This window comes from Halomonas sp. KM-1 (assembly GCF_000246875.1).
GTDB classification, from domain to species: domain Bacteria; phylum Pseudomonadota; class Gammaproteobacteria; order Pseudomonadales; family Halomonadaceae; genus Halomonas; species Halomonas aerodenitrificans.
Genome location: NZ_BAEU01000124.1, coordinates 154,718 through 178,994, shown reverse-complemented (window position 1 = coordinate 178,994; position 24,277 = coordinate 154,718). Strand labels below are relative to the sequence as shown.

Below are 24,277 nucleotides of genomic sequence, written 5' to 3'. Positions count from 1 at the left end.
AACGCGCGTCTTTTGCTGACCCAATTCGAGCGCACCCCGCTGCTGGTACGGCTGCTCAACCAGGCCGGCGTACATGCCCGCGAGGTGAGCGGGCTGATGCTCGAGGATGGCCGCCGCCGGCAGTCGCTGACATCCTGGATCATGGTGTTCGAGGACGAGCAGAACTGGACCCTGTTCAATCCCCGTACCGCCGACCAGGGGCAGCCGGACAACCTGCTGCTGTGGGAAGCCGGCGGGCGCGCCGTGCTCGAAGTTCAGGGCGGGACCAATTCGCGCGTGACCTTCTCGATGCTGTCGCGCAATCAACCGGCAGCGGCGGCGGTGCGCAGCCAGTTGGCGGACGATACCCTGCTCAACTTCTCGATCCACAGTCTGCCGCTGGAGGAACAGGCCCTCTTCCAGACCATCCTGTTGATCCCCATCGGGGCTCTGGTGGTGGTTTTCCTGCGCATCATCGTCGGCATCAAGACCTCCGGCACTTTCATGCCCGTGTTGATCGCCCTCGCCTTCATTCAGACGACTCTGCCAACCGGCATGATCGGTTTTCTGTTGATCGTGGCGGTGGGACTGGTGATACGTAACTACCTCTCCTACCTCAACTTGCTGCTGGTGGCGCGAGTGTCGGCGGTCATCATCACGGTGATCGCGATCATTTCTCTGTTTTCGGTGCTATCGTATCGAGTGGGACTCAATGCAGGCCTGACGATCACCTTCTTCCCGATGATCATCCTGGCCTGGACCATCGAACGGATGTCGATCCTGTGGGAGGAAGAGGGTCCCAAGGAGGTCTTGATTCAAGGCGGCGGAAGCCTCATTACCGCCATACTGGCGTACCTGGCCATGAACAACCCCTGGATACGCCATCTCACCTTCAACTTCCTGGGCGTGCAGCTCATCATCATGTCGCTGATCCTGCTGTTGGGTAACTACACGGGATATCGGCTGCTCGAGCTGCGACGCTTCAAACCGGTCACCGAGGATTGAGTCCCATGTGGGCACGACCGAAGCAGCTCAAGCTCCGAGGCATCATCGGCATGAATCGGCGCAACATCCGCTATATCGGGCGCTACAACAGCCGGCGCTTGTACCCGCTGGTGGATGACAAGCTGAAAACCAAGCTGCTGGCGGAAAAACACGGGATCACCACACCGGCGCTGATCGGCACCGTGTCCACCCAGTTCGGCGTCAAGGCGCTGGGCAGCATGATTGCCGGTCATCCGGGGTTCGTCATCAAGCCCGCCAAGGGTAGCGGCGGCAAGGGCATCCTGGTCATCGAACATGTCGATGGAGAGAGTTTCATCAAGCCCAGCGGTGCCCGCCTGAGCATCGAGGATCTCCATCGCCACGTCTCGAATATCCTCTCCGGTCTCTATTCGCTGGGCGGTACGCCCGACGTGGCCATGATCGAGGGGTTGATCAACTTCGACGAGAAGCTCTCCGAGTACACCTACGAAGGCGTACCCGACATTCGCGTGATCATCTTCCGCGGCTATCCGGTGATGGCCATGATGCGTCTCTCCACGGCGGCTTCCGACGGCAAGGCCAACCTGCACCAGGGTGCAGTGGGCGTGGGGCTGGACATTGCCACGGGCACGGCGGTACGCGGCGTCCAGTTCGACCGTACCAGGCGCGACCATCCCGATACCGGCCATGAGCTCGCCAGCCTGCGGATTCCCGACTGGTCCAACCTGCTGGAACTGGCGGCCGGCTGTTACGAGATGACGGGGCTTGGCTATCTGGGCACCGATATGGTCATCGATCGCAACCGTGGGCCCATGCTGCTGGAGCTCAATGCCCGCCCCGGCCTGGCCATTCAGATGGCCAATGGCGAAGGGTTGCGTGCGCGTCTGGACCTGGTGGAGAAGCAACCCGAAGGAGTGAGCGTCAAGGAGCGAGTCGCCTTCTCGCAGCGCCACTTCGCGCGTCATGGCGAACTCAAGGCGCTTCCTGAGCCCGTGCTGGCCGAGGCAAGCCTCAGCACGTAGAATGAATGCCATTCCCTAAACATCGGCTCTACCATGACCGACGCTACTGCCCTGCTTGCGCAGGCCGAAAGACAATGCCAGCTTCGTGGGGTTCGCTTCACCCCGATCAGGCGCCGCGTGCTCGAGATGATCGCGGCAACCAGCGGTGGTCTGAAGGCCTATGAGTTACTCGACCGGCTCGCCGTCGAGCATGCCGCTGCCCGCCCGCCGACCGTTTATCGTGCGCTCGATTTTCTGATCGAACAGGGGCTGGTGCACCGCATCGAGTCCCTCAATGCGTATGTGGCCTGCCCCTGCCCCGAGCATGCTCACGGCTTCCAACTGCTGATCTGTCGTCACTGCGGCCGCGTCGAAGAGCTGCATCTGGATGACGTCAATGCGCAGCTGAGCACCCGGGCGCGGGAACTCGGGTTTCGCGTCGAGCGTCAGACCATCGAACTCCTGGGCAGCTGCGACCTTTGCCTTGCCGCGCCGGCAAGAGACGACAAGCCAGCCACTACGGAAACGTCATGAGCGATACCTTCAAACAGCTCGAGCGCGCCGAGCTCGATGCCCGCCTCCCCATCGAGCGCGTATTGGCGGAAGTGCGCTTCAATCAGGACGGTCTGATCCCGGCCATCGCTCAGCAGCACGATAGCGGCGAGGTGCTGATGATGGCATGGATGAACCGTGAGGCTCTCGAAGAGACCCTGGCCAGCGGGCGTGTCTGCTACTGGTCGCGCTCGCGGGGCAAGCTGTGGCGCAAGGGGGAGTCTTCCGGTCAGCAGCAGCATCTGCGTGCGGCCAGCCTCGATTGCGATGGCGACACCCTGCTGCTGCAGGTGGAACAGAGCGGCCCGGCCTGCCATACCGGCCGGCGCAGCTGCTTCTACGTAGCGCTGGAGGACGGCGAAGCGAGGATCACCAGCGAGCCGCTGATCGATCCTGACACCCTGTACGGCAAGCCGTCGAAGGAAGGCTGAGCGTGACTCGCCCGACGGCCTGGCTGCAGCGCCTCGGCGGGTTGATGGCGCGCGCCCTGGGGCTGGCGATGATCGCTCTCGTCAGGCTCTATCAACTGGTTCTCAGTCCTCTGCTCGGCCCACGCTGCCGCTACTGGCCCAGCTGTTCCCATTACGCCGTCGAGGCCGTTCAGGTGCACGGTCCGTTGCGCGGCGGCTGGCTGGCGGTGAAGCGCATCGTACGCTGTCATCCCGGCAGCGATGGCGGTATCGACCCCGTGCCGGGCGGGCCCAGCGAACGCCTGTGCCGCGAAGATCCGGAGCTCGACGAGCACTATCGCTGCTGCTCGCAGCACGTGACCAAGCATTGAAGATGGCGTAGGGTGCGCCCGACCGCCGCCATCACCTTACCCTGCCCTTGCATCCGTCCTGCATCTTCCTCGCTGTAGTCGTCCCACTGTAGTAGCCCGCTACCACCCTCACCCGGTTCGCCCGTGCCAGACTGCTCAATGGCACACCCAACACAACGAGCCGATGAGGAAACACGCCATGTCTGCCAAGCGACTGCTTTTGCTTTGCGGCGATTTCGCCGAAGACTATGAAACCATGGTGCCGTTCCAGGCGCTGCAGGCCGTGGGGCACCGCGTCGATGCCGTCTGCCCGGACAAGCGGGCAGGCGAAAGTATCGCCACCGCCATTCACGACTTCGAGGGCGACCAGACCTACAGCGAGAAACCCGGCCACCGCTTTACCTTGAACGCCGATTTCGCCGCCGTCGACCCTGCCGACTATGACGGCCTGGTGGTCGCCGGCGGGCGTGCTCCCGAGTACCTGCGCCTCAATGAGCGGGTCATCGAGGTGGTGCGTCATTTCTTCACCGAAGACAAGCCGGTGGCGGCGATCTGTCATGGCGCTCAGCTGCTGGCTGCGGCACGGGTGCTGGAAGGCCGCACCTGTTCGGCCTACCCCGCCTGTCGGCCCGAGGTGGAGCTGGCCGGTGGCCGTTATGCCGATATCGCCGTGGACGATGCCGTGACCGACGGTAAGCTGGTGACGGCGCCCGCCTGGCCCGCTCACCCCGCCTGGCTGGCCCAGTTCCTCGCCGTACTGGGAACGCGTATCGAACTTTGAACGGTCAGTGCTGGCCACCTTGCCCTGGCTCGCGACCGGCGCCATGCTGAAGGCATCGTCGCGAGCCGGATCAGGGGGAAAGAGTCATGTGCAGGCTTTTCATCGGTGCCGAAGCAGATCTCTGGGAGCCGCAGACGCGCTCCATGCGTATCGATGGCGTTTCCACCAGCGTGCGTCTGGAGCGCTTCTTCTGGGCGGTACTCGAAGAGGTGGGCAGGCGTGACGGACTGTCACTCAGTCAGCTGGTGGCCAGGCTGGCGCGGGAGTGCGCCGAGGCCGGCCACGATCCCGCCAACTTCGCTTCCTTTCTGAGGGTGTGCTGCGGCCGTTATCAGGCGCTGCAGCTGGCGGGTGAGATCCCCGCGCAGCCGGATGTGGCCATCGCCAGCCTTGACGCCGAAGGCATACTGGCCAGGGAGCGGCGACGCCATGCCGCGGGGCGGCGCGCAGCGAGACCTCAGGCGGCCTCGCTCTCGGCGACTTCGTAGATCTTTGCCAGCATGGCGTGCAGACCGTTGCTGCGCGTCGGCGACAGGTGCTTGTCGAGCCCCAGATCCTGCAGGAAGTGAGGGCTGGTGCTGCGGATCTCGGCCGGCGGGCGGTCGTTGAAGATGCGCATCAGCACGGCAATCAGCCCGGAAACGATGGCGGCATCGGATACCGCGTCGAAGTGCAGCGCCTCGCCTTCGCGGCGATGGTGAATCCAGACGTTGGATTGACAGCCCTGGATCTTGCGCTCCGGGGTCTTCCACTCCTCGGGAAACGGCGGCAGCTGTTTGCCCATGTCGATGATGTACTGGTAGCGGTCCATCCAGTTGTCGAACATCTCGAACTCTTCCAGCAGTGCCTGCTGGGCCTGCTCGGCCGTGGCTTCGGTGGTCATGTGGCCTCCCGTGATGACTCGAAGGTCATTATACCGGTTCGGGCGCCCTGCCGGGCAAACCGTGAGCGGCTTGTTGACGATGCCACTCCTCGTCTTCGGTGTGCAGGTATTGCGCCGTGGTGTCGAGCCGCGCGTGGCGTGCGGTGCTGGCCAGGTAGCGCAGCTCGACCCCGGCCTGAGCCTGATGGGTCAGCGAGGTGTGGCGCAGCCAGTGCGGCGTGGCGGCGCGCAGCCGTGCCACCTGAGCGGCAGCCGTCTCGCCGGCATCGGCTTGCAGGGCGTCGGCGGCGGCGTGAAAGGTGCTGCGAATCAGCCGGTAGAGCTGGTTGTCACCCAGGCGGCGCTGGCCGTCCAGCCCGCGCAGCAACGCTCCGGCTTCTCCGAGCTTGGGATGGCGCGAAAGCCCCAGCGTTTCCCGCCACTGCTCCAGCAGCTCCAGCATGTCGGGCGGTACGGGAATGCGTGCCAGCTTGTCGCCCTTCCCCACCACGCGCCACCACCAGCGTCCTTCGCGTAGGAAGAAGTCGCTCATCTCGGCGGCGGCCATCTCGCCGATACGCGGTGCCAGCAGATAGGCAAAGCCGAAGATCAGTCGCCGTCGTTGGTGGAGATAGTGCTCCCTGAGGCTGGCCTCCTGGGTCGGTGGCTCGTTCAGCCACTGCCATAGCCACTCCCACAGCGGCCGCTCCAGGTAGCGCTCGATGCCGGTCTGGCGGTTGTCCAGTCGACGGCGCTTGTCGCGCATCAGGCGAAAGGGGTTGTGTGCCAGCCACCCCGCTTCCACCAGCCAGGCGAACATGCCCTGCAGGATCACCAGGCTCTGCCGCCGACTGCTGGGCGACAGCGGCCCGCGGAACGGGCGCCAGTCGGGAGCATGGCGCGGCCGCGGCGGCCCTACCCAATGCTCGCGCGGTGTGGGGGAGGCCAGAAACGCCTCATAGGCATCCAGGTCGTGACGGCGCAGTTCGGCCAGCCCCCGCCCTTCCCGTTCCAGCCACAGCAGTAGCCGCTCGGCCTCGCGGCGATAGGCGCGCAGCGTTCGCGGACTGTCGCGATATTCGGCAAGCCAGCGCGCTACGGCTTCGGTGTCGCTGTGTGCGGCGATATGGACATGGCCTGCGCGCGGGCGGCCGGGCATCAGTCCGCCAATGGGCGCTATATCGCTCGATTGCGGTTCGGGCTGTGAGCCCGCCTCTGCCCTGCTTGTCTCGCTCGACATCCTCATGGGGCCCCTGTCCCATTCACTGAGCGTTCAGTGTCAGACGTATCGATCAGTTTTTCAAGATAAGACGGGTAATCATGAATTTTGATTAATAGCGTAATGTAAATTACGTAATACATAAAATGTAATTTCCTTCCCCGCAGCCGGGAAAACGGCTATGCTTGAACCACTCAAGCGGGCGCATGGCAGAGCAAGAACAAGCGTCGCCCGCCGCGTGATGCATGGAGCAGCAGCCACACCATCAAGGAGATCGACATGGCACGCAGCGGTGTGCAATACGAGGATGTACTGGGCGCCATCGAATCCCTGCAGGCGCGGGGAGAAGCCCCCAGCGTGCAGAAGATTCGCGAAGTGTTGGGTACCGGTAGCTTCACCACTATCAGCGATCATCTGCGCGAATGGCGCTTGCGGCGGGAAGGCAGCCGCGAGCCGCCTGCGTCGCAAGCCATGCCCGAGCCAGTGCAGCGCTTGGCGGAAACCCTCTGGCACAAGGCCCAGGAGGCAGCCGGCGAGGCGCTGGCGGAGTATCGCGAGCGCGCCGACCGCCGTGTTGCCGAGGCGCAGGAAGCCATGCAGGAGGCGCAGCGGCAGGTCGAGGATGCCGAGCAGCGCGAAGCCGCCCTCTCCGCTCACGTGGCGGGTACCGAGCAGCGGCTGGAGGCGCGTAGCGCCGCCCTGGCGCGGGTCGAGGCCGAGCGCGATCAGTGGCAGGAGCGCGCTCGCCAGTTCGAGGAGCGTCTGAGTCGTGCCCTGCAGCAGCTCGACAAGCTACAGCAGGAAAGCGAGCAGCAGGCTCAGGCGCATCAGCAGGCCCTGGCCGACCGTGATGCGCAGCACTTGGCTCGCCTCAATCAGGAGGAGCAGCGCCATGAGGCCGCCGAGGCGCGCCTGATGACGCTGCTGGATGAGGCGCGCCAGGAGCGAGTGGCGGCCGAAAAGCGCTACGATGCCGCGACCCAGCAGTTGGAGAAGCGTCAGGAGAACCTGCAGCGTCAGCTGCACGAGACCCAGGCTGCGCTGGGCCGCGAGGAGAAGCAGCACCGCGAGACCCAGTGGGCGAGGAGTCGCGCCGAAGAGCGTATCGATACGCTGCGCCACGAACAGTCGCTGCTGCAGGCGCGCATCGAGGACCAGAAGCGCCACATCGAAGAGCAGGCGGCCCGGCTGCGCACCCAGGACGCCGAACTCATGCGGCGCACCTGGCAGCCCGTCGAGGAAGGCGTCGCTCGGCGCGCGGACGAAGGCCGCGTAGGAGAAGGAGGTGAAACGCTGAAAGGCGCCGAGACGGCACCTTCCGAAAGCGTTCGTTGAGCATGAGGCGGCGCGCCTCGAGCGGCGCGTCGCTTGCTATCCGAAGGGTGCTGTTGCGAAGGGTATGGGCGGATGGAGCCCGATTTCAGCGATAGTAGGCGTTGGTGGTGTCGGTGTGATCGGTCACGTCGCGAATGCCGGCCAGTTCCGGGATGCGCTCCATCAGGGTTTTCTCCACCCCTTCCTTGAGCGTCAAGTCGACCGCAGCACAGCCCTGGCAGCCGCCGCCGAAGGCCAGAACCGCGACCTGATCCTCGGTCAGTTCGACCAGCTTGATCTCGCCGCCGTGGGCGGCAAGGCCCGGATTGATCTCGCTGTAGAGGATATAATTGACGCGATCCTCGAGCGGGCTGTCGGCGTTGACCTTGGGCATCTTGGCGTTGGGCGCCTTGATGGTGAGCTGCCCACCCATGCGGTCGGCGTTGAAGTCGACCACCGCTTCTTCGAGGAAAGGGATGCTGTTCTTGTCGAGCAGCACGGCGATCTTGTCGAGCTCCAGACGCTCGTCAGTGGGCTCTTCTTCGCCGGGCCGGCAGTAGGCCAGGCAGGTCTCGGCGTAGGGTGTGCCCGGCTGGGTGATGAAGATGCGCACCGCAATGCCCTCGACGTTCTGCTTTGCCAGCAGCTCGGCAAGGTATTCCTGGGCGCTGTCGGTAATCTGGATGATCTCGCTCATGATGTTCTCGCTGGTCGGACGCGGCAACGGGGCCGGCCATAGGTGACATGCCATCATGGTAAGCAAAAGCAGGCTTCGAGACAATCCCGACTGTTTTGCTCGGTTTTTGAGCAACCCTGCCCTCAAGCCGCTGGTTTTGCTACCATAGCCGGCCGACAAGGCCGCCCCTGCCAAAGAGCACCAGGATCCAAGGGCGGTCACATACCTGGACGTGACTTTGCTGGAGACAGACCCGACCCATGGCCGCCCTTCCCTCTGCACTGACCGCCACTCTCACCGAACGGCTCGGCGAGCGCATCCTCATGCTGGATGGCGGCATGGGTACCATGATACAGAATGCCAAGCTCGAGGAAGCCGACTTCCGCGGTGAGCGATTCGGCGACTGGCCCTCGGAACTCAAGGGCAACAACGACCTGCTGGCACTGACCTGCCCCGATCTCGTCACGCGCCTTCATCGCGCTTATCTCGAGGCCGGCGCCGACATCATCGAGACCAACACCTTCAACAGCACCCGCCTCTCCCAGGCCGATTACGGCATGGAGGCGCTGGTGCCGGAGATCAACCGCGAATCGGCGCGTCTGGCCCGCGAGGCATGCGATGCGGTGGCGGCAGAGACCGGTGTGCCGCGCTACGTGGCCGGGGTGCTGGGGCCGACCTCGCGCACCGCCTCGCTCTCGCCCGACGTCAACGACCCGGCCAAGCGCAACGTCACCTTCGACCAGCTGCGTGACAACTACTACGAGGCGGCCGAAGCGCTGATCGAGGGCGGCGCCGACCTGATCCTGATCGAGACGATCTTCGACACCCTCAACGCCAAGGCGGCTATCTTCGCCCTGGAGGCGCTGTTCGACGACCGCGGCGAGCGGCTGCCGGTGATGATATCCGGCACCATCACCGACGCTTCCGGACGCACCCTCTCCGGTCAGACCACCGAGGCGTTCTGGAACTCGGTGCGCCATGCCCAGCCGCTCTCCATCGGCCTGAACTGTGCGCTGGGCGCCGAGGAGCTGCGCCCCTACCTGGAAGAGCTCTCGACCAAGGCCGACACCTTCGTCTCGGCGCACCCCAACGCCGGGCTGCCCAACGAATTCGGCGAGTACGATCAGACCCCCGAAGAGATGGCGGCCATCGTCGCCGAGTTCGCCTCGAGCGGCCTGGTCAACATCATCGGCGGTTGCTGCGGCTCGACGCCCGAGCACATCGCCGCGATTCATGCCGCCATCCAGGGCATGGCGCCGCGCAAGGTGCCCGAGCGTCCGCGTGCCTGCCGCCTGGCGGGGCTGGAGCCCTTCAACATCGAGAAGGGCTCGCTGTTCGTCAACGTCGGCGAGCGTACCAACGTCACCGGCTCGGCGCGCTTCAAGCGCCTGATCGTCGAAGAGGATTACACCACCGCCCTGGAAGTGGCGCTGGACCAGGTCGAGAACGGCGCCCAGATCATCGACATCAACATGGACGAGGGCATGCTGGAGTCGCAGGAGGCGATGGTGCGCTTCCTCAACCTGATCGCCGGCGAGCCCGACATCGCCCGGGTGCCGATCATGATCGACTCCTCCAAGTGGGAGATCATCGAGGCCGGCCTCAAGTGCGTCCAGGGCAAGGCGGTGGTCAACTCCATCTCGCTCAAGGAGGGCGAGGAAGCCTTCCTCGAGCAGGCCACGCTGTGCCGCCGCTACGGGGCCGCCGTGGTGGTCATGGCCTTCGACGAGACCGGACAGGCCGACACCTTCGCGCGCAAGACCGAGATCTGTCAGCGCGCCTATGAGCTGCTGGTCGAACGGGTCGGCTTCCCGCCGGAAGACATCATCTTCGACCCCAACATCTTCGCCATCGCCACCGGTATCGAGGAGCACGACAACTACGCCGTCGACTTCATCGAGGCGACCCGCTGGATCCGCGAGCACCTGCCCCACGCCATGGTCTCGGGCGGGGTCTCCAACGTTTCGTTCTCCTTCCGCGGCAACGATCCGGTGCGCGAGGCGATTCACTCGGTGTTCCTCTACCACGCCATCCGTGCCGGTCTGACCATGGGCATCGTCAACGCCGGCCAGTTGGCGGTCTACGACGACCTGTCGGCGGAGCTGCGCGAGGCGGTCGAGGATGTGGTGCTCAACCGTCGCAGCGATGGTACCGAACGCCTGGTCGATCTGGCCGATAAGTACAAGGGCGACGGCAGCGGCGCGGCGAAGAAAGAGGACCTGGAGTGGCGCTCCTGGCCGGTGGAGAAGCGTATCGAGCATGCCCTGGTCAAGGGCATCACCGCATTCATCGAAGAGGACACTGAGTTGGCCCGGCAGCGCGCCGCGCGCCCCATCGAAGTGATCGAAGGACCGCTGATGGATGGCATGAACGTGGTCGGCGACCTGTTCGGCGCCGGCAAGATGTTCCTGCCCCAGGTGGTCAAGTCGGCGCGGGTCATGAAGCAGGCGGTGGCCTACCTCATCCCCTTCATCGAGGCGGAGAAGAGCGAAGGCACTCAGGCCAAGGGCAAGATCGTCATGGCCACGGTGAAGGGCGACGTGCACGACATCGGCAAGAACATCGTCGGCGTGGTCCTGCAGTGCAACAACTACGATGTGGTCGACCTGGGCGTGATGGTGCCGGCGGAAAAGATTCTGCAGACGGCCCGCGAGGTCAATGCCGACATCATCGGCCTCTCGGGGCTGATCACGCCCTCGCTGGACGAGATGGTCCACGTGGCCAAGGAGATGAAGCGCCAGGGCTTCAAGCTGCCGCTGCTGATCGGTGGTGCCACCACTTCCAAGGCCCACACCGCGGTGAAGGTCGAACCGCAGTACGACGAACCGGTCATCTACGTGACCGACGCCTCGCGGGCGGTGGGCGTTGCCGGCAAGCTGCTCTCCCCCACGCTCAAGCCCGCCTATGTGGCCGAGATCAAGGCGGAGTACGAGCAGGTGCGCGAGCGTAACGCCAAGCGCCGCCCCAAGGCGGCGGACCTGAGCTACGCCGAGGCCCGCCAGCGCAAGCTGCCCATCGACTGGGACAGCTACACGCCGCCCCGGCCCGCCATCACCGGGCTCGAGGTATTCGACGGCTACGACATCGAGGAGCTGGTCGAGCGCATCGACTGGACACCCTTCTTCATGAGCTGGGAGCTGGCGGGCAAGTACCCGAAAATTCTCGACGACGTAGTGGTCGGCGAAGCCGCCCGCAACCTGTTCGCCGATGCCCAGCAGATGCTGCGCAAGCTGATCGACGGCAAGCACGTCGAGGCGCGCGGGGTGATCGGTCTGTGGCCGGCCAACAGCGTCGACGACGACATCATCGAGGTATATGCGGACGAGTCGCGCAGCGAGGTGATCGCCCGCCTGCACCACATCCGCCAGCAGACCACCAAGAACCGTGATGGCGTCTGCTACAGCCTGGCCGATTTCGTCAGCCCTCGTTACGACGCCGACGGCAACGAGCGCGATCAGCTCGATTGGATCGGCGGCTTTGCCGTGACCACCGGCCACGGCGTGGAAGCGCTGGCCGAACGTTACAAGGCCGCCGGTGACGACTACAGCGCGATCATGGTGCAGGCTCTTACCGATCGTCTGGCCGAGGCCTTTGCCGAGCGCATGCACGAGCGGGTGCGCAAGGAGTTCTGGGGCTACGTGCCCGAGGAGACCCTGGACAACGACGCCCTGATTGCCGAGAAGTACCAGGGCATCCGGCCGGCGCCGGGTTACCCCGCCTGCCCCGACCACACCGAGAAGCGCACCCTGTTCCAGCTGCTCGATGCCACCGAGAACGCTGGCATCGAGCTGACCGAGAACTTCGCCATGTGGCCGGCTGCCGCGGTGTCGGGGTGGTACTTCTCGCATCCCCAGGCCAAGTACTTCTCCACCGGCAAGATCACCCGCGACCAGGTCGAGGCCCTGGCCGAGCGCAAGGGTATGAGCCTGGCGGAGCTGGAGCGCTGGCTCTCGCCGGTACTCTCCTACGATCCGGCCTGAGACGACGACCCCTGATGCCCCGTGCCCCGGCGCGGGGCATTCTCGAACCCAACGATAGAGCATGCTGCCAGATTCGATCCGCCGTCGACGTATCCTGCGCCTAGCCACGCCGATCATCGCCGCGATGCTGACCCAGAGCCTGATCAATCTGATCGATGCGGCGCTGGTCGGCTCGCTCGGCGAGGTACCGTTGGCCGGCGTCGGTATCGGCGGCTATGCCATGTTCCTGGTCACGGCCCTGGTCTTCGGGCTCTCTTCCGGCGTGCAGTCGCAGACGGCCAGGCGCCATGGCGAAGAGGCCTGGCAGCTGCGGGCCAGGCCGCTCAATGCCGGGCTGGCCATCGCCCTGCTCGTCTCGCTGCCGTTGACGCTGCTGTGCCTGTGGCAGGCGCCGCGCCTGATGGCCCTCATCAACCCCGATGCCGCGGTCAATGCCGTCGCGGTCGAGTACTTCCGCTGGCGCGTGCTGTCGCTCGTCGCCGTGGCCATGATCTTCTGCTTCCGAGGCTACTGGAACGGCATCGAGCAGAGCGGCTTCTATCTGCGCATCATGCTGGTGATGCACGCGGTCAACGTGGCGGCCAGCGTGTGCCTGATCTTCGGCTTCCTGGGGCTGCCGGCCATGGGCGCCGCCGGCGCCGGTGCGGGCACCACGCTCTCGCTCTACGTCGGCCTCGCGCTCTGGGCGCTGCTGAGCCTGCGCCACGCCGTGCCCAGCGGCTTTCTCGCGGGCGTGCCCCGCCGCCCGGCGCTGCTGACTACCCTGCGCCTGGCAACGCCCCACTCCTTCCAGCAGCTGTGGTTCGCTGCCGGCTATGCGGTGCTGTTCTGGATCCTGGGGCGCATCGACACGGCCAGCGTCGCCGTTGGCCACGTGCTGGTGAACCTCTCGCTGCTGTTGATCCTGCCCGGCGTGGGGCTGGGCATGGCCGCCATGAGCCTGGTCGGCCAGTCGCTCGGTCGTCAGGCTCATGGCGACGCCCATCGCTGGGGCTGGGACGTGGTACGCCTCGCCTGGCTGTGCCTGGCGGCCCTGGCGTTGCCCATGGCGCTGTTTCCGGAACAGATCCTCGGCCTGTTCCTGCGCGACCCCGAGCTCATTGCCCTCGCCCGTCTGCCGCTGCAGCTCACCGCGGTCATGATCGTGCTGGACGGCGCCGCTCTGGTGCTGGCCCAGGCCCTGCTGGGTGCCGGTGCCAGTCGCACCGTGATGACCACCACGCTCTCACTTCAGTGGCTGGTCTTCCTGCCGCTGGCATGGTGGGTCGGTGTGGTCATGGAGCAAGGGCTGCTGGGCATCTGGTGGGTGCAGCTTGGCTATCGCTGTCTCAACTCGCTATGGTTCGTGACGATCTGGCAGCGGCGGCAGTGGCTGCGGCTGGAGATCTGACAGAGAGGTGATAGAGAGGTGACTTGACCTTTATATGTCTTTACGTATAAAAAATATGAATATTTATTCTTTCAAAGAATATGCCAGGGGCGTTAAGGTGCCCCCTGACGCTCCGCCATTTCCCCTGCAGCAGGACCGGCTGAATGTATCGCTACGACACCCATGATCAGACTCTGGTCAATGAACGCGTCGCTCAGTTTCGCGACCAGATGAACCGCTATCTGGCCGGACGGATCAGCGACGAAGAATTCTTGCCGCTGCGCGTGCAGAACGGCCTCTATGTTCAGCGCTACGCGCCCATGCTGCGTATCGCCATCCCCTACGGCATGCTGGCCTCCTATCAGCTGCGCAAGCTGGGCGATCTGGCACGTGACTACGATCGCGGCTACGGTCACTTCACTACCCGTACCAATCTGCAGCTGAACTGGCCGAAGCTGGAAACCGTGCCCGACATGCTGGCCGAACTGGCCAGCGTGCAGATGCACGGCATCCAGACCAGCGGCAACGATATTCGCAACACCTCCACCGATCAGTTCGCCGGCATCTCCGAGGACGAGGAAGTCGATCCGCGGCCCTGGTGCGAGCTGATTCGTCAGTGGTCGACGTTCCACCCCGAGTTCACCTACCTGCCGCGCAAGTTCAAGATCGCCGTGACCGGTGCCGCCGAGGATCGCGCCGCCATCCAGGTGCACGACGTCGGCCTGCGCCTGTGGCGCGACGACAAAGGCGAGGTGCGGGTCAAGGTACTGGCCGGTGGTGGTCTCGGCCGCACGCCGATGATCGGCGAGGTAGTGCGTGACGACCTGCCCTGGCAGCACCTGCTGACCTATCTCGAGGCGCTGGTTCGCGTCTACAACCAGTTCGGCCGCCGCGACAACAAGTTCAAGGCGCGCATCAAGATCCTGGTCAAGGCGCTGGGCGTCGAGGAATTCCGTCGCCGGGTCGACGCCGAGTGGGCGCATCTCAAGGATGGCCCCCAGACGCTGACCCGCGAAGCCGTCGAGGCGATGCAGTCTCACTTCGTCGACCCGGAGCGCCGCGCCATCGGTGAAGAGGCGATTGCCGAGTTCGAGCGCCTGCGCGGCGAGAATCGCGCCTTTGCGCGTTTCGTCACCAACAACGTGCACGGCCACAAGGTGCCGGGCTACAAGGCCGTCACCCTCTCGCTCAAGCGCAAGAACCATTCTCCGGGCGACCTGACCTGGGAGCAGATGCACCAGGTGGCCGATCTGGCCGACGAGTTCAGCTACGGCGAGATCCGTGTCACCCACGAGCAGAACCTGGTGCTGGCCGACGTGGCGGTGGACCGCCTCGAGGAACTCTGGCATCGCCTGGAAGAGCTGGGCCTGGCCAACCCCACCGTGGGCACCCTGGCCGACCTGATCTGCTGCCCCGGCGGCGATTACTGCGCCCTGGCCAATGCCAAGTCGATCCCGGTGGCTCAGGCGATTCAGGAGCGCTTCGAGGACATCGACTACCTCTATGATCTGGGGCCGCTGGATCTCAACATTTCCGGCTGCATGAATGCCTGCGGTCACCACCACGTGGGCCACATCGGCATTCTCGGCGTCGACAAGAAGGGTGAGGAGTGGTACCAGATCTCCCTCGGCGGAGCCCAGGGCAACGACTCCTCGCTGGGCAAGATTCTCGGCCCCTCGTTCGACCGCGAGAGCGTGCCCGACGTCATCGACAAGGTGCTGCAGGTCTACGTCGGCGAGCGTGCCGAAGGCGAGACCTTCATCGAAACGTATCGCCGTATCGGCCTCAAGCCATTCAAGGAGCGGGTCTATGCCTGATCAGAACGCCACCCAGCGCCCTTTCATCCGTGACGGCAAGCCGGCCGACGACCGCTGGGTGCTGATTCGCGACGCCGAAGCGGAGCTTCCGGCTGCCACTCCTGCCATCGTGCCCCTGGCACGCTGGCAGGCGCTGGAAGGCAGCCGTGAGCTGGCGCCGTGGCTTTCCAGCGACACCGAGCTGACGCCGGAGCTGGCCGAACAGCTGGCAGCCGCCCCGCTGATTGCCATCGACTTCCCCAAGTTCACCGATGGCCGCGGGTACAGCCTGGCGCGCCTGCTGCGCGAGCGCTACGGCTTCGATGGCGAGATTCGCGCCATTGGCGACGTGCTGGTCGATCAGGCCTTCTTCCTCACCCGCTGCGGTTTCAACGCGCTGTCGCTGCGTGAAGATCAGTGGCTGGAAGACGCGCTGAACGCGTTGAACACCTTCAGCCGTGCCTATCAGCCGGCCGTCGACGTGAGCGAGCCGCTGTTCCGCCAGCGTATGCGCGAAGTCGTCAAGCGGGCGGAGCCGGCGCTGGCCTAGCCCCGCGCACGGATCCCCCTAACGCAAAGCCCTATCGCGCCATCCAGAACGAAAGCCGGCTGTGAGCCGGCTTTCGTCGTCGTTGGTAAATGAGAAATCGACCTCGCGATCAGCCGCAGCGCTTCTGCTGACGCTCGCGGTTGTCCGCCCTCGCCCGCTCGCTCTTGCGCAGCATCACCCAGGTCGCTCCCAGGCCGCCGTCGGCCTGCTGGGCGGAAGCGAATGCCTGCACCTCGTCGAACTGCACCAGCCACTTGGCCAGGTAGGAACGCAGCACGTTGGCAGGGCTGTCGATCTCCTGCCCACGGCCATGCACGATCAGCAGCGAGCGTAGATCGTGGGCATAGGCTTCGCGAATGAAGGGCGGCAGCATCCGGCGGCACTCCGCCAGCGGGCGGCGCAGCAGATGCAGGCGCGACTGGGCGGCATAGCCGCCGTGTCGCAGGCGGTCGACCACGCCCTGCTGAATGCCGTCGCGGCGAAAGGCCAGGGGATCGAACGGCGGTACAAGCTCGACGAAATCGTCCGAGAGGAAGTTATTCTCCCCGAGTTCCGCCTGGGCGCTTTCGCGGCGAGCCAGCTGTGCCTCGCTGGGCCGGCTACGACGCTGGCCCGGATCGGCTCGATTGGCGCTCCTGCGCAGTGGCTTCACATCTCCCACCAGTGCCCGGAAGTCCTGATCCTCGTGTGCTGAGTGCGTCATGGGCAACCTCCGCTGTGATCGAGCCTCGACTTGCATCCTAACAGAGCCCACTGGCGGCGGAGAACCGGACAACCGCCCTCTCGGCGTGGCAGGATGTGTTTTCACATGTCATAGGGAGACGACATGCGCCTGCGTCATTACGCTCTCGCCATGCTGTTGGGCCTGCTTGCCCTGGCCGGCTGGCTGTGGCTCACCATGTTGAGTCCTTACACCTACGATCGCCCCGCCCATCTGCCTGAGATCGAGGCCGGCGAGCACGCCGTGTTCGTCTACGGCACGCTGCGCTTTGCCCCAGTGCGCTGGGTGGTCATGGGCCGTGCGGGAGAGACCGAGACGGCCGTACTCGAAGGCTTTCGCCGCGAGCGCCTCGATCTGGTCGAAGCGCCAGACGAGCGGGTGCTGGGAGAGTTGGTGGAGGTCGATGAGGACGAGCTGGAACGGCTGGACCGCTACGAGCGACTGGGCATTCGCTATCAGCGCGTTCCCATGCGCCTTGCGGATGGCCGCATGGCATGGGTCTATCGTCGCCTCGACGAGGCGTCACGACCCCCTTCACAAGCCCGCGAGGCCAATGCAACCGACTGATCGGCGCGGAGATTCCCGAGCATCACGGTTGTGGACGACACGACGCCCCTTCTACAATACGGACCAGCTTTCATGGATCGAGGAGTCTCGCATGGCCATTACGCTCTACCACAATCCCCGCTGCTCCAAGTCGCGACAGGCGCTGGCGTTGCTCGAGGAGCGCGGCGCCGAGGTCAGGGTGCGTCGCTACCTCGACGAGCCGCTCAGCGAAGAGGAGCTGCGTGACCTCATGTCGCGCCTGGACGCCGACGGCGAGGCTCTGGTGCGCACCAAGGAAGCGGAGTGGAAGGAAGTCGAAGATACCGACCTGCAGGATCAGGAGCAGGTGATAAGCGCGCTGGTGCGCTTTCCCAGGCTGTTGGAACGGCCGATTGCCGACGACGGCAAGCGTGCCGTCATCGGCCGCCCGCCCGAAGACGTGCTGGCCCTGCTTCACGCCCGCGATTGACCTTTTCCTCTGCTTCTGGAGCCACGATGCGCGACTCCCTGCCCTATGTGCTGATTCTCTATTATTCCCGCCACGGCGCCACGCGCAGCATGGCCGAACAGCTGGCCGCCGGCGTGGAGTCCTGCTCCGGCATCGAGGCCCGGCTGCGCACCGTGCCGCCGGTTTCGCCCACCTGTGAGGCAGTCGACCCGGAGATTCCCGCCGAGGGTGCCATCTATGCCGAACTGGACGACCTGCGTCATTGCGCCGGCCTGGCGCTGGGCAGCCCGACCCGCTTCGGCAACATGGCCGCGCCGCTCAAGCATTTCATCGACTCGACCAGTGCGCTGTGGCTCAACGGTGCCCTGGTGGACAAGCCGGCCACTGCCTTCACCTCTACCTCAAGCCTGCACGGCGGCCAGGAAACCACGCTGGTCTCCATGCTGCTGCCCTTGCTGCACCACGGCATGGTCTATGCCGGCCTGCCCTACAGCGAGACCGACCTGATGACCACCACCGCGGGCGGCACACCCTACGGGGCCAGCCACGTGGCCGGGCAGCGCAGCGATCAGCCTCTGACGGATGCCGAGCGCCGGCTGGTGCGCGCTCAGGGCAAGCGGCTGGCTCGTTTGGCGCTGGCGCTCGACGGCCTGAGGGAAGGCTCATGAGGCGCTGGGTCGAGGGGCTCGAGGCGCGTCATGGGCTGGACTTTCTCACCGAGCGCAGCCGTCAGGCGGTGCTCGTCAGCTATGTCGTTCTCCTGGCGCTGCTGGCCTGGAGCGGCCTGGCCATGGAAGCCGGCGCCAACCCGCTGACGCCCATCCTGATCCGCGGCCTACCGCTGATCCTGTTCCTGCCTTCGATCGTCGCCAAGCGCCCCCGTGGGCATGTCTGGCTCGCCTTCGTCAGCCTGCTCTACTTCGTTCAGGGGGTCATGGTGGCCACGCTTCCCGGTCAGGGGCTGCTGGGTATCGCCGAAGCACTCGCGGCGCTGGGGCTGTTCACCGGCTGCATGTTCTACGCCCGCTTTCGCAGCCGACAGATGAAAGCGCAGCGCGGTGAGTGACCTTCGCCTATGCTGCTCCGCTGCAGTGAATGGAATCCGTGACGACGGTCAAAGCGCAGGTGTTGTGCTGCTCTCGCACAGCGGCCACCATTGAGAAAAAGGACGAGGAGTACGCCATGACACGCAACATTGCCGATATCCGGCGCGATTACGAGGGCGGCAGGCTCGAGGAAAGCATGGTGCCCGCCGAGCCCATGGTGCTGTTCGACGAGTGGCTGACGCTGGCGCTCGATAGCGAAGGCGAGGACGGCAACGTGATGACCCTGGCCACCGTGGACAGCCAGGGCCTGCCCCATGCGCGCATCGTGCTGTTGAAGGGCTCCGATGAGCGCGGCCTGGTGTTCTACACCAACTATCACAGCCACAAGGGTAGCGAGCTGGCCAACGTGCCGCATGCCGCACTGGTGTTCTGGTGGCCCTCGCTGGGCCGGCAAATTCGCGTCGAGGGCCGGGTGGAACTGGTAGCCGAGCATGAGTCGGATGCCTACTTCAACAGCAGGCCGCGCGCCAGTCAGCTGGGTGCCTGGGTCGCCACCCAGAGCGTGGTGATCCCCGACCGGCACTGGATCGAAGAGCGTCAGCACCGTTTCGAGCAGGCCTACGAGGGTCAGGACATTCCGCGCCCGGTGCACTGGGGCGGTTACCGCGTGGTGCCGGATATGATCGAATTCTGGCAGGGGCAGCCGAGCCGGCTGCACGACCGCATCCGCTACGAGTACCGCGACGAGAGCTGGCGCTCCTTCCGTCTCGCCCCGTGAGCTGACCGCCAGGAAGCCCTGATTTCATGTCACGAGCGAAGATAGGCTGGCCGCCGCCGGCGGCCAGGATATCAAGCGCAGTAATGAATCGGGGTTTCCGCTAGGAAACTGCTGAACAAATAGGCGAGCGGAGTGAAGCGGCTAGGTTCGTTCCCTACGAACCAACGCACTTCCCACATCCCTGTGGGTCGCAAGGCGCACGGAGCACAGTACCGAGCGAAGCGACAAACAGCCGTAGGCTGGCCCCGAAGGGGCGAGAAGCCGCAGGCTTCGAGTCAACCGGAGCATATGGGGTATATGTGAGGATTCCGAGCACCGCGCAACGCAGCGATTTGCCCGCGCAGACATTTGTGCAGCGTTTCCCTAGTCGGGGAGGCTTTCCAGACGCAGCCTCTGCCACTCGCTCTCCGGCTCGTTGAGCCGCAGCACCGCATCCACCACCTGTTCCTCCATGTTGTAACGGCAGCGGAAGCCCAGGTACTTCATCAGGGCTCGCATCGGGTGGTTGTCGACCATTATCTTGCCGATCATCTCCAGCGTGCCGACGCTCTTGCAGTAGCCGATCATCTTGCGCATCAGCAGGCTGCCGAGCCCCTGCCCGGCCATGTCGTCGCGCACGATGATCGAGAACTCGGTGCGAATGTTGTCCGGGTCGTTCCACACCCGGACCACCCCCAGCATCTCCTTGCTGCCGTCCTCCTTCTGATGTTCGGCAATGAACGCCATCTGACGGTCGTAGTTGATGTGCGACAGGATCGACAGGTCGCGCTGGCTGAGATCGGACTTGTTGTGAAAGTAGCGAAAGCGAATGCTCTCCTCGGAGAGCTGACTGTGGAAGCTGGTGATCAGGGGTGCATCCTCGGCGCGAATGGGGCGCACCTCGACCCGCATGCCGTTGTTCAGCGTCACCCATTCCCGCAGCTCTTCCGGGTAAGGCATGATCGCGAAGCGTGCCGGTGAGCCGAGATCGAGGGCGAAATCCACCGCCACCACCCCATCGCGGTTGAGCAGCAGCGGGTTGAGCTCGAGCCCACGCAGTTCGAGCAGGTCCGAGGCCATCTGCGATAGCTTGACCAGTAGCTGGCATAGCCGCTGAAGATCGCGTTCGGGTTCGCTGGAGTGCTCGCGGATCAGGCGCGCGGCATGGGTGCGGCCGACCACGTCCGCCGCCAGCGTCATGTTCAGCGGTGGCAGTGCTACCTGCCGGTCGGCCAGGATGTTGACCTTGTAGCCGCCGATGCCGAACACGATGAGCGGACCGAACACCGGGTCGCGGGTGATGCCGGCGCAGATCTGCATCGACTGCTTGCCCCGCTGCATGGACTGCAGGCAGTACTCGCGAATCTTCACCGGGGGGAATTTCTCGTGCACCTTGTGTCCCAGCCGGGTGAGGCCCTCGGCCACCTGCTGCGGGTCGTCGAGATCCTGCAGCAGTCCCGCCGAGATGCGGTGGGGATGCTTGCGATAGCGAAACGGCCGGCAGTTGCCGTCGTGTACTACCTTGAGCGCCCAAGGCCCTTCGAGATCCCGAGCCGCGGCTGCGGCTTCCTCGGGCGTGTGCACGTAGCGGCTCGAGGCCACGGGGATACCGTAGGCCTCCAGTACCTGGGCGGTTTCGGAGTGAGACAGCATCTCGCGCCCCTCTGATCTGGCCTGTTCGATCAGGGTGCGGCAGCGGGCACGAATGTCGGGCGTGGTGCTGAACGGCAGGCTAGGTGGGGTTTCCTGCAGCAGCGCCTGCACACGCTGGTAGTCGACCATGTGCATGAAGGCCTTGACCGCTTTCTCCGGCGAGACGTAGGTCGGTATGCCCGCCAGGCTGCACTCGTGGCGTGCATAGAGGGCGCCTTCGAGTCCCATCCAACTGGTCAGCAGGTTGCGCTTGAAGCGCTTGCGATTGGCGATCAGCGCCTGGGCAGTGACCTTCGACGGCGCCAGGCGCGTGGGGGCATGCACCACCAGCACCGCATCGACCCCTGGGTCGGCGGCGACGATCTCCAGGGCGTCGACGAAACGCTCCGGCGTGGCGTTGCCGCCCAGATCCACTGGATTCTCGCCGGGTTTGCTCATGTCGAAGTCGCCCTTGCGCAGCGCCGTGCGGGTCTCCTGGCTGAAGCTGGCCAGGGTGCCACCGGCGCTGATCAGCTTGTCGATGGCGAGCATGGCGGGCCCCAGGCCGTTGGAGACGATGGCCAGGCGGTCGCCCTTGAGCGGCCGCATCTGCGACAGCGTCATCAGCGCATCGAACAGCTCGTCGGAGTCGTTGACCCGCACCACCCCGGCGCGCGCCAAGGCGGCATCGAATACCACGTCGCGGTTGGCGATGCCCGGCGTGGGCGGCATGCCGGAAAGGTCGGACTGGGGCGTGCGTCCGCTCTTGATCGCCAGCACCAGGCGATTGCGTGAGGCATCGCGCAGGGCGGTCATGAAGTGCTGCGAGTCCTGGATGCGCTCGAGGTGCAGCAGGATGGCCTGGGTCGGGGCGAACTGGTTGATGTAGTCGATCAGGTCGGGAAGCATGACGTCGACGCTGTCGCCCACCGTGATCAGGTGCGAGAAGCCGATGCCACGCCCTGCCGCCCAATCGATCATGGCGTTGCCGAGCATGCCCGACTGCCCGAGATAGGCGACCTTGCCAGCCTTGACCGGCTGACTGGCATAGGAGGCGTTGATACGGCGACCCGGCACGATCAGCCCCATGCACTCAGGGCCGAGCACACGGATACCCGATTCGCGCGCCGCCGTGAGCATGCGCTCGCGAATCGAGCCCTTGTCCCCTTCGGTTTCGTCCAGATGGGCCCCGCCCGACAGCACCAGCGCCGCCTTGACGCCGATCCGGCCCAGCCGCGATATCACCTTGGGCAGGGTGTCGGCCGGGGTACAGACCACCGCCAGATCCGGGGTTTCGGGCAGCTCGGCGATGCGTGAAACGCAGGGCTGGCCGAAGACCGACTCATAGCCCCTGCGGTTGACCGCCCACAGCGTGCCGGGAAAGCCCGCTTCCTGCAGGTTCCGGATCACGATGCCGCCGATCGAATGAGGCTTTTCCGAAGCGCCGATCACCGCAATGGTGCGAGGTTCGAAGAAGTGGCGCAGGAACCGGGTACTCAAGACGTCGCCTCCACCAGAACGGAAAGATGCTTCCCTGTGTACGACTTATTGACACTGTTGTGCAAGGGCTTGGGCGCATTAAGGTGACTTCAGTCACTCTGGAGTTCATATGATCACGTCGTTCATTTCGCATCCCGACTGCGACCTTCACCATATGGGCCCGGAGCACCCCGAAAGCCCCCTGCGTCTCGAGGCCATTCGCGCCCGCCTCGCCCTCAGCGGCCTGTTGCAGCAGACCATGCAGTCGGAAGCGCGCCCGGCCAGCGAAGAGGAGCTGGCCAGGGTCCATCCGCTGCGCCACCTTCGCGCCCTGGACAAGTGCGTTCCCGAAACGGGCATCGTCACGCTGGACAGCGATACTCTGATGAACCCCGACAGCCTGAGCGCCGCCCGGGTGGCCGCTGGCGCGGTGATCCGCGGGGTCGATCAGGTCTATCGCGGCCAGGCCGACAACGTCTTCTGCGCCGTACGACCGCCCGGCCACCATGCCGAGGCCACCGACGCCATGGGCTTCTGCTTCTATAACAACGTCGCGGTCGGTGCTGCTCATGCGCGTGCTCGCCACGGCGTACGCCGTATCGCGATACTCGATTTCGACGTGCACCAGTGCAACGGCACCATCGACATCTTCAAGGATGATCCCGACATCCTGATCTGCACCAGTTTCCAGTACCCCTTCTATCCCTGGCGCTACCTGCGTAGCGAGTGGCAGAACGTGGTCAACACCCCCCTCGAGGCCGGTACCGAAAGTGCTGCCTTCCGCAAGGCGATCGAGGATGATTGGCTGCCGGCGCTGCATGCCTTCAAGCCCGAGCTGGTACTCGTCTCGGCCGGCTTCGACGCGCATCGCGAAGACCCCCTGGCTGAGCTCTGCCTGGAAGACGAGGACTACTACTGGATCACCCGGCTGGCGCTGGACATCGCCGCGCTGTACGCCGACAACCGCCTGGTCTCGGTGCTCGAGGGCGGCTACGACCTGGATTCTCTGGGGCGTAGCGTAGAGGCGCACGTCAAGGCGCTGCTGGGGCTTCCCTTCGAGCAGTGAGGCGTCGGCGCCAGGCAAACCAGGGGCGTGTTGGTGCGAGGCACGCCGTCCCTTCTGTGGTACGCTTTGAGAAACTCTGTTTCCAATAGTGAACCGATCCATGCCCGCCAATACCGATCAGCAGGCTGCACTGCGCATCGCCTCGGGACGCAAGCCGTTCGTCGAGCCCCTGCGCCTGGGTGAACGACTCAAGGAAATTCGCCTGTCCAACCAGTGGACGCTGGAGGATGTCAGTCAGCGCACGGGGCTGGCCCGCTCCACCCTTTCCAAGATCGAGAACAACCAGATCTCGCCGACGTTCACCGCGGTACAGAAACTCATCAACGGTCTGGGCATCGATCTTCCCCAGCTGCTTACCCCACCCAAGGTGCAGACACGCACCATGGGACGCCGCGACCTGACCCGTCAGGGCGAAGGCGAGCGCCACCCGACCCCCACCTACGAGCACGAGCTGCTCAGCTGCGAGCTGGCCCAGAAGCGCATGATCCCCTTCAAGACCATCGTGCGGGCACGCAGCTTCGAAGAGTTCAGCGAGTGGGTGCGTCACGACGGGGAGGAGTTCCTGATGGTGCTGGAGGGCGAGATTCTCCTCTATACCGAATTCTACGAGCCGCTGCAGCTCTCCCGCGGCGACAGCATCTATTTCGACAGCGACATGGGCCACGCCCTGGTCTCGGTGAGTGAAGAGGATGCCGTAGTGCTGTCGGTCTGCACCCGCGGTGATGCCGTTTGAGCCCACCGGCGCAGCAGTTTTGCTAT

Annotated in this window: 24 protein-coding genes; 19 read left to right on the top strand and 5 right to left on the bottom strand. The window is 64.9% G+C overall.

Going from position 1 to position 24,277, the window contains the following annotated elements:
• From B8115_RS14785 to B8115_RS14755, 7 genes are all read left to right on the top strand, one after another.
• Nucleotides 1–984, top strand: a 984-nt coding sequence (locus tag B8115_RS14785) for a 7TM domain-containing protein (protein WP_010628593.1), incomplete at its 5' end; no start/stop codon positions are given.
• 5 nt (nt 985–989) lie between these two features.
• Nucleotides 990–1,985 (top strand): alpha-L-glutamate ligase-like protein, encoded by a 996-nt coding sequence (locus B8115_RS14780; protein ID WP_010628592.1) that lies wholly within the window; start codon nt 990–992, stop codon nt 1,983–1,985.
• A gap of 33 nt (nt 1,986–2,018) precedes the next feature.
• Nucleotides 2,019–2,498, top strand: a complete 480-nt coding sequence (locus B8115_RS14775) for a transcriptional repressor (RefSeq protein ID WP_010628591.1) — start codon at nt 2,019–2,021, stop codon at nt 2,496–2,498.
• On the top strand, nt 2,495–2,947 hold the full coding sequence (hisI, locus tag B8115_RS14770; RefSeq protein WP_010628590.1) for a phosphoribosyl-AMP cyclohydrolase: 453 nt from the start codon (nt 2,495–2,497) through the stop codon (nt 2,945–2,947). Before B8115_RS14775 ends, hisI begins: the two co-directional genes overlap by 4 nt.
• A gap of 44 nt (nt 2,948–2,991) precedes the next feature.
• Nucleotides 2,992–3,297 carry a membrane protein insertion efficiency factor YidD gene (gene yidD, locus B8115_RS14765; RefSeq protein WP_035591230.1) on the top strand — a complete coding sequence of 102 codons (306 nt, stop codon included), beginning with the start codon at nt 2,992–2,994 and terminating at the stop codon, nt 3,295–3,297.
• A gap of 178 nt (nt 3,298–3,475) precedes the next feature.
• Nucleotides 3,476–4,057: a DJ-1/PfpI family protein gene (locus B8115_RS14760; RefSeq protein WP_010628588.1), complete on the top strand. Its 582-nt coding sequence runs from the start codon at nt 3,476–3,478 to the stop codon at nt 4,055–4,057.
• An 86-nt stretch (nt 4,058–4,143) separates the two neighbouring features.
• A complete protein-coding gene (locus B8115_RS14755) occupies nt 4,144–4,545 on the top strand; it encodes a ribbon-helix-helix domain-containing protein (protein ID WP_010628587.1) in 402 nt (133 codons plus the stop codon).
• Here B8115_RS14755 and B8115_RS14750 read toward each other — a convergent pair.
• Both B8115_RS14750 and B8115_RS14745 read right to left on the bottom strand, forming a co-directional pair.
• Nucleotides 4,515–4,940, bottom strand: a complete 426-nt coding sequence (locus B8115_RS14750) for a SufE family protein (protein WP_010628586.1) — start codon at nt 4,938–4,940, stop codon at nt 4,515–4,517. The genes B8115_RS14755 and B8115_RS14750 overlap by 31 nt on opposite strands.
• 28 nt (nt 4,941–4,968) lie before the next feature.
• A complete protein-coding gene (locus tag B8115_RS14745; RefSeq protein WP_010628585.1) occupies nt 4,969–6,078 on the bottom strand; it encodes a site-specific integrase in 1,110 nt (369 codons plus the stop codon).
• A 339-nt stretch (nt 6,079–6,417) separates the two neighbouring features.
• Between B8115_RS14745 and B8115_RS14740 the strand changes: the two genes are divergently transcribed.
• Nucleotides 6,418–7,473, top strand: a complete 1,056-nt coding sequence (locus tag B8115_RS14740; protein ID WP_010628584.1) for a DNA-binding protein — start codon at nt 6,418–6,420, stop codon at nt 7,471–7,473.
• Between the two features lie 85 nt (nt 7,474–7,558).
• On the opposite strand, the gene nfuA is transcribed toward B8115_RS14740, so the two are convergent.
• The gene (gene nfuA, locus B8115_RS14735) at nt 7,559–8,149 is read right to left on the bottom strand and encodes a Fe-S biogenesis protein NfuA (RefSeq protein ID WP_010628583.1); all 591 of its coding nucleotides are present in this window, start codon (nt 8,147–8,149) and stop codon (nt 7,559–7,561) included.
• A gap of 239 nt (nt 8,150–8,388) precedes the next feature.
• Here nfuA and metH point away from each other — a divergent pair, with 239 nt between their 5' ends.
• The 4 genes from metH to B8115_RS14715 all read left to right on the top strand — a co-directional run bounded on the left by metH (nt 8,389) and on the right by B8115_RS14715 (nt 15,823).
• Entirely contained in the window at nt 8,389–12,108 is a 3,720-nt protein-coding gene (gene metH / locus B8115_RS14730; protein WP_010628582.1) for a methionine synthase, read from the top strand.
• Nucleotides 12,109–12,169: 61 nt separating this feature from the next.
• Nucleotides 12,170–13,498 (top strand): MATE family efflux transporter, encoded by a 1,329-nt coding sequence (locus tag B8115_RS14725; protein ID WP_010628581.1) that lies wholly within the window; start codon nt 12,170–12,172, stop codon nt 13,496–13,498.
• 143 nt (nt 13,499–13,641) lie between these two features.
• Nucleotides 13,642–15,294, top strand: coding sequence for a nitrite/sulfite reductase (locus tag B8115_RS14720; protein WP_010628580.1), 1,653 nt, complete (start codon nt 13,642–13,644; stop codon nt 15,292–15,294).
• A complete protein-coding gene (locus B8115_RS14715) occupies nt 15,287–15,823 on the top strand; it encodes a DUF934 domain-containing protein (RefSeq protein WP_010628579.1) in 537 nt (178 codons plus the stop codon). The genes B8115_RS14720 and B8115_RS14715 overlap by 8 nt, the downstream gene beginning before the upstream one ends.
• Nucleotides 15,824–15,932: 109 nt before the next feature.
• Here B8115_RS14715 and smrA read toward each other — a convergent pair whose 3' ends face one another.
• Complete coding sequence (smrA, locus tag B8115_RS14710; RefSeq protein ID WP_010628578.1) at nt 15,933–16,526, bottom strand: DNA endonuclease SmrA; 594 nt, start codon at nt 16,524–16,526, stop codon at nt 15,933–15,935.
• 123 nt (nt 16,527–16,649) lie between these two features.
• Here smrA and B8115_RS14705 point away from each other — a divergent pair, with 123 nt between their 5' ends.
• The 5 genes from B8115_RS14705 to pdxH all read left to right on the top strand — a co-directional run bounded on the left by B8115_RS14705 (nt 16,650) and on the right by pdxH (nt 19,362).
• Nucleotides 16,650–17,111 (top strand): gamma-glutamylcyclotransferase family protein, encoded by a 462-nt coding sequence (locus B8115_RS14705; RefSeq protein WP_010628577.1) that lies wholly within the window; start codon nt 16,650–16,652, stop codon nt 17,109–17,111.
• Between the two features lie 91 nt (nt 17,112–17,202).
• Complete coding sequence (gene arsC / locus B8115_RS14700; RefSeq protein ID WP_010628576.1) at nt 17,203–17,559, top strand: arsenate reductase (glutaredoxin); 357 nt, start codon at nt 17,203–17,205, stop codon at nt 17,557–17,559.
• Nucleotides 17,560–17,585: 26 nt separating this feature from the next.
• Nucleotides 17,586–18,206: an NAD(P)H:quinone oxidoreductase gene (gene wrbA, locus B8115_RS14695; protein WP_010628575.1), complete on the top strand. Its 621-nt coding sequence runs from the start codon at nt 17,586–17,588 to the stop codon at nt 18,204–18,206.
• Nucleotides 18,203–18,604: a DUF2069 domain-containing protein gene (locus tag B8115_RS14690; RefSeq protein ID WP_010628574.1), complete on the top strand. Its 402-nt coding sequence runs from the start codon at nt 18,203–18,205 to the stop codon at nt 18,602–18,604. Before wrbA ends, B8115_RS14690 begins: the two co-directional genes overlap by 4 nt.
• Before the next feature lie 116 nt (nt 18,605–18,720).
• A complete protein-coding gene (gene pdxH, locus B8115_RS14685) occupies nt 18,721–19,362 on the top strand; it encodes a pyridoxamine 5'-phosphate oxidase (protein WP_010628573.1) in 642 nt (213 codons plus the stop codon).
• A 363-nt stretch (nt 19,363–19,725) separates the two neighbouring features.
• On the opposite strand, the gene B8115_RS14680 is transcribed toward pdxH, so the two are convergent.
• Complete coding sequence (locus B8115_RS14680) at nt 19,726–22,473, bottom strand: bifunctional acetate--CoA ligase family protein/GNAT family N-acetyltransferase (protein WP_010628572.1); 2,748 nt, start codon at nt 22,471–22,473, stop codon at nt 19,726–19,728.
• A 109-nt stretch (nt 22,474–22,582) separates the two neighbouring features.
• On the opposite strand from B8115_RS14680, the gene B8115_RS14675 reads away from it, so the two are divergent.
• Together B8115_RS14675 and B8115_RS14670 are read left to right on the top strand one after the other, a co-directional pair.
• Nucleotides 22,583–23,518, top strand: a complete 936-nt coding sequence (locus B8115_RS14675) for a histone deacetylase family protein (RefSeq protein WP_010628571.1) — start codon at nt 22,583–22,585, stop codon at nt 23,516–23,518.
• A 100-nt stretch (nt 23,519–23,618) separates the two neighbouring features.
• Nucleotides 23,619–24,251, top strand: a complete 633-nt coding sequence (locus B8115_RS14670) for a helix-turn-helix domain-containing protein (RefSeq protein WP_010628570.1) — start codon at nt 23,619–23,621, stop codon at nt 24,249–24,251.
• Nucleotides 24,252–24,277 lie beyond the last annotated feature (26 nt).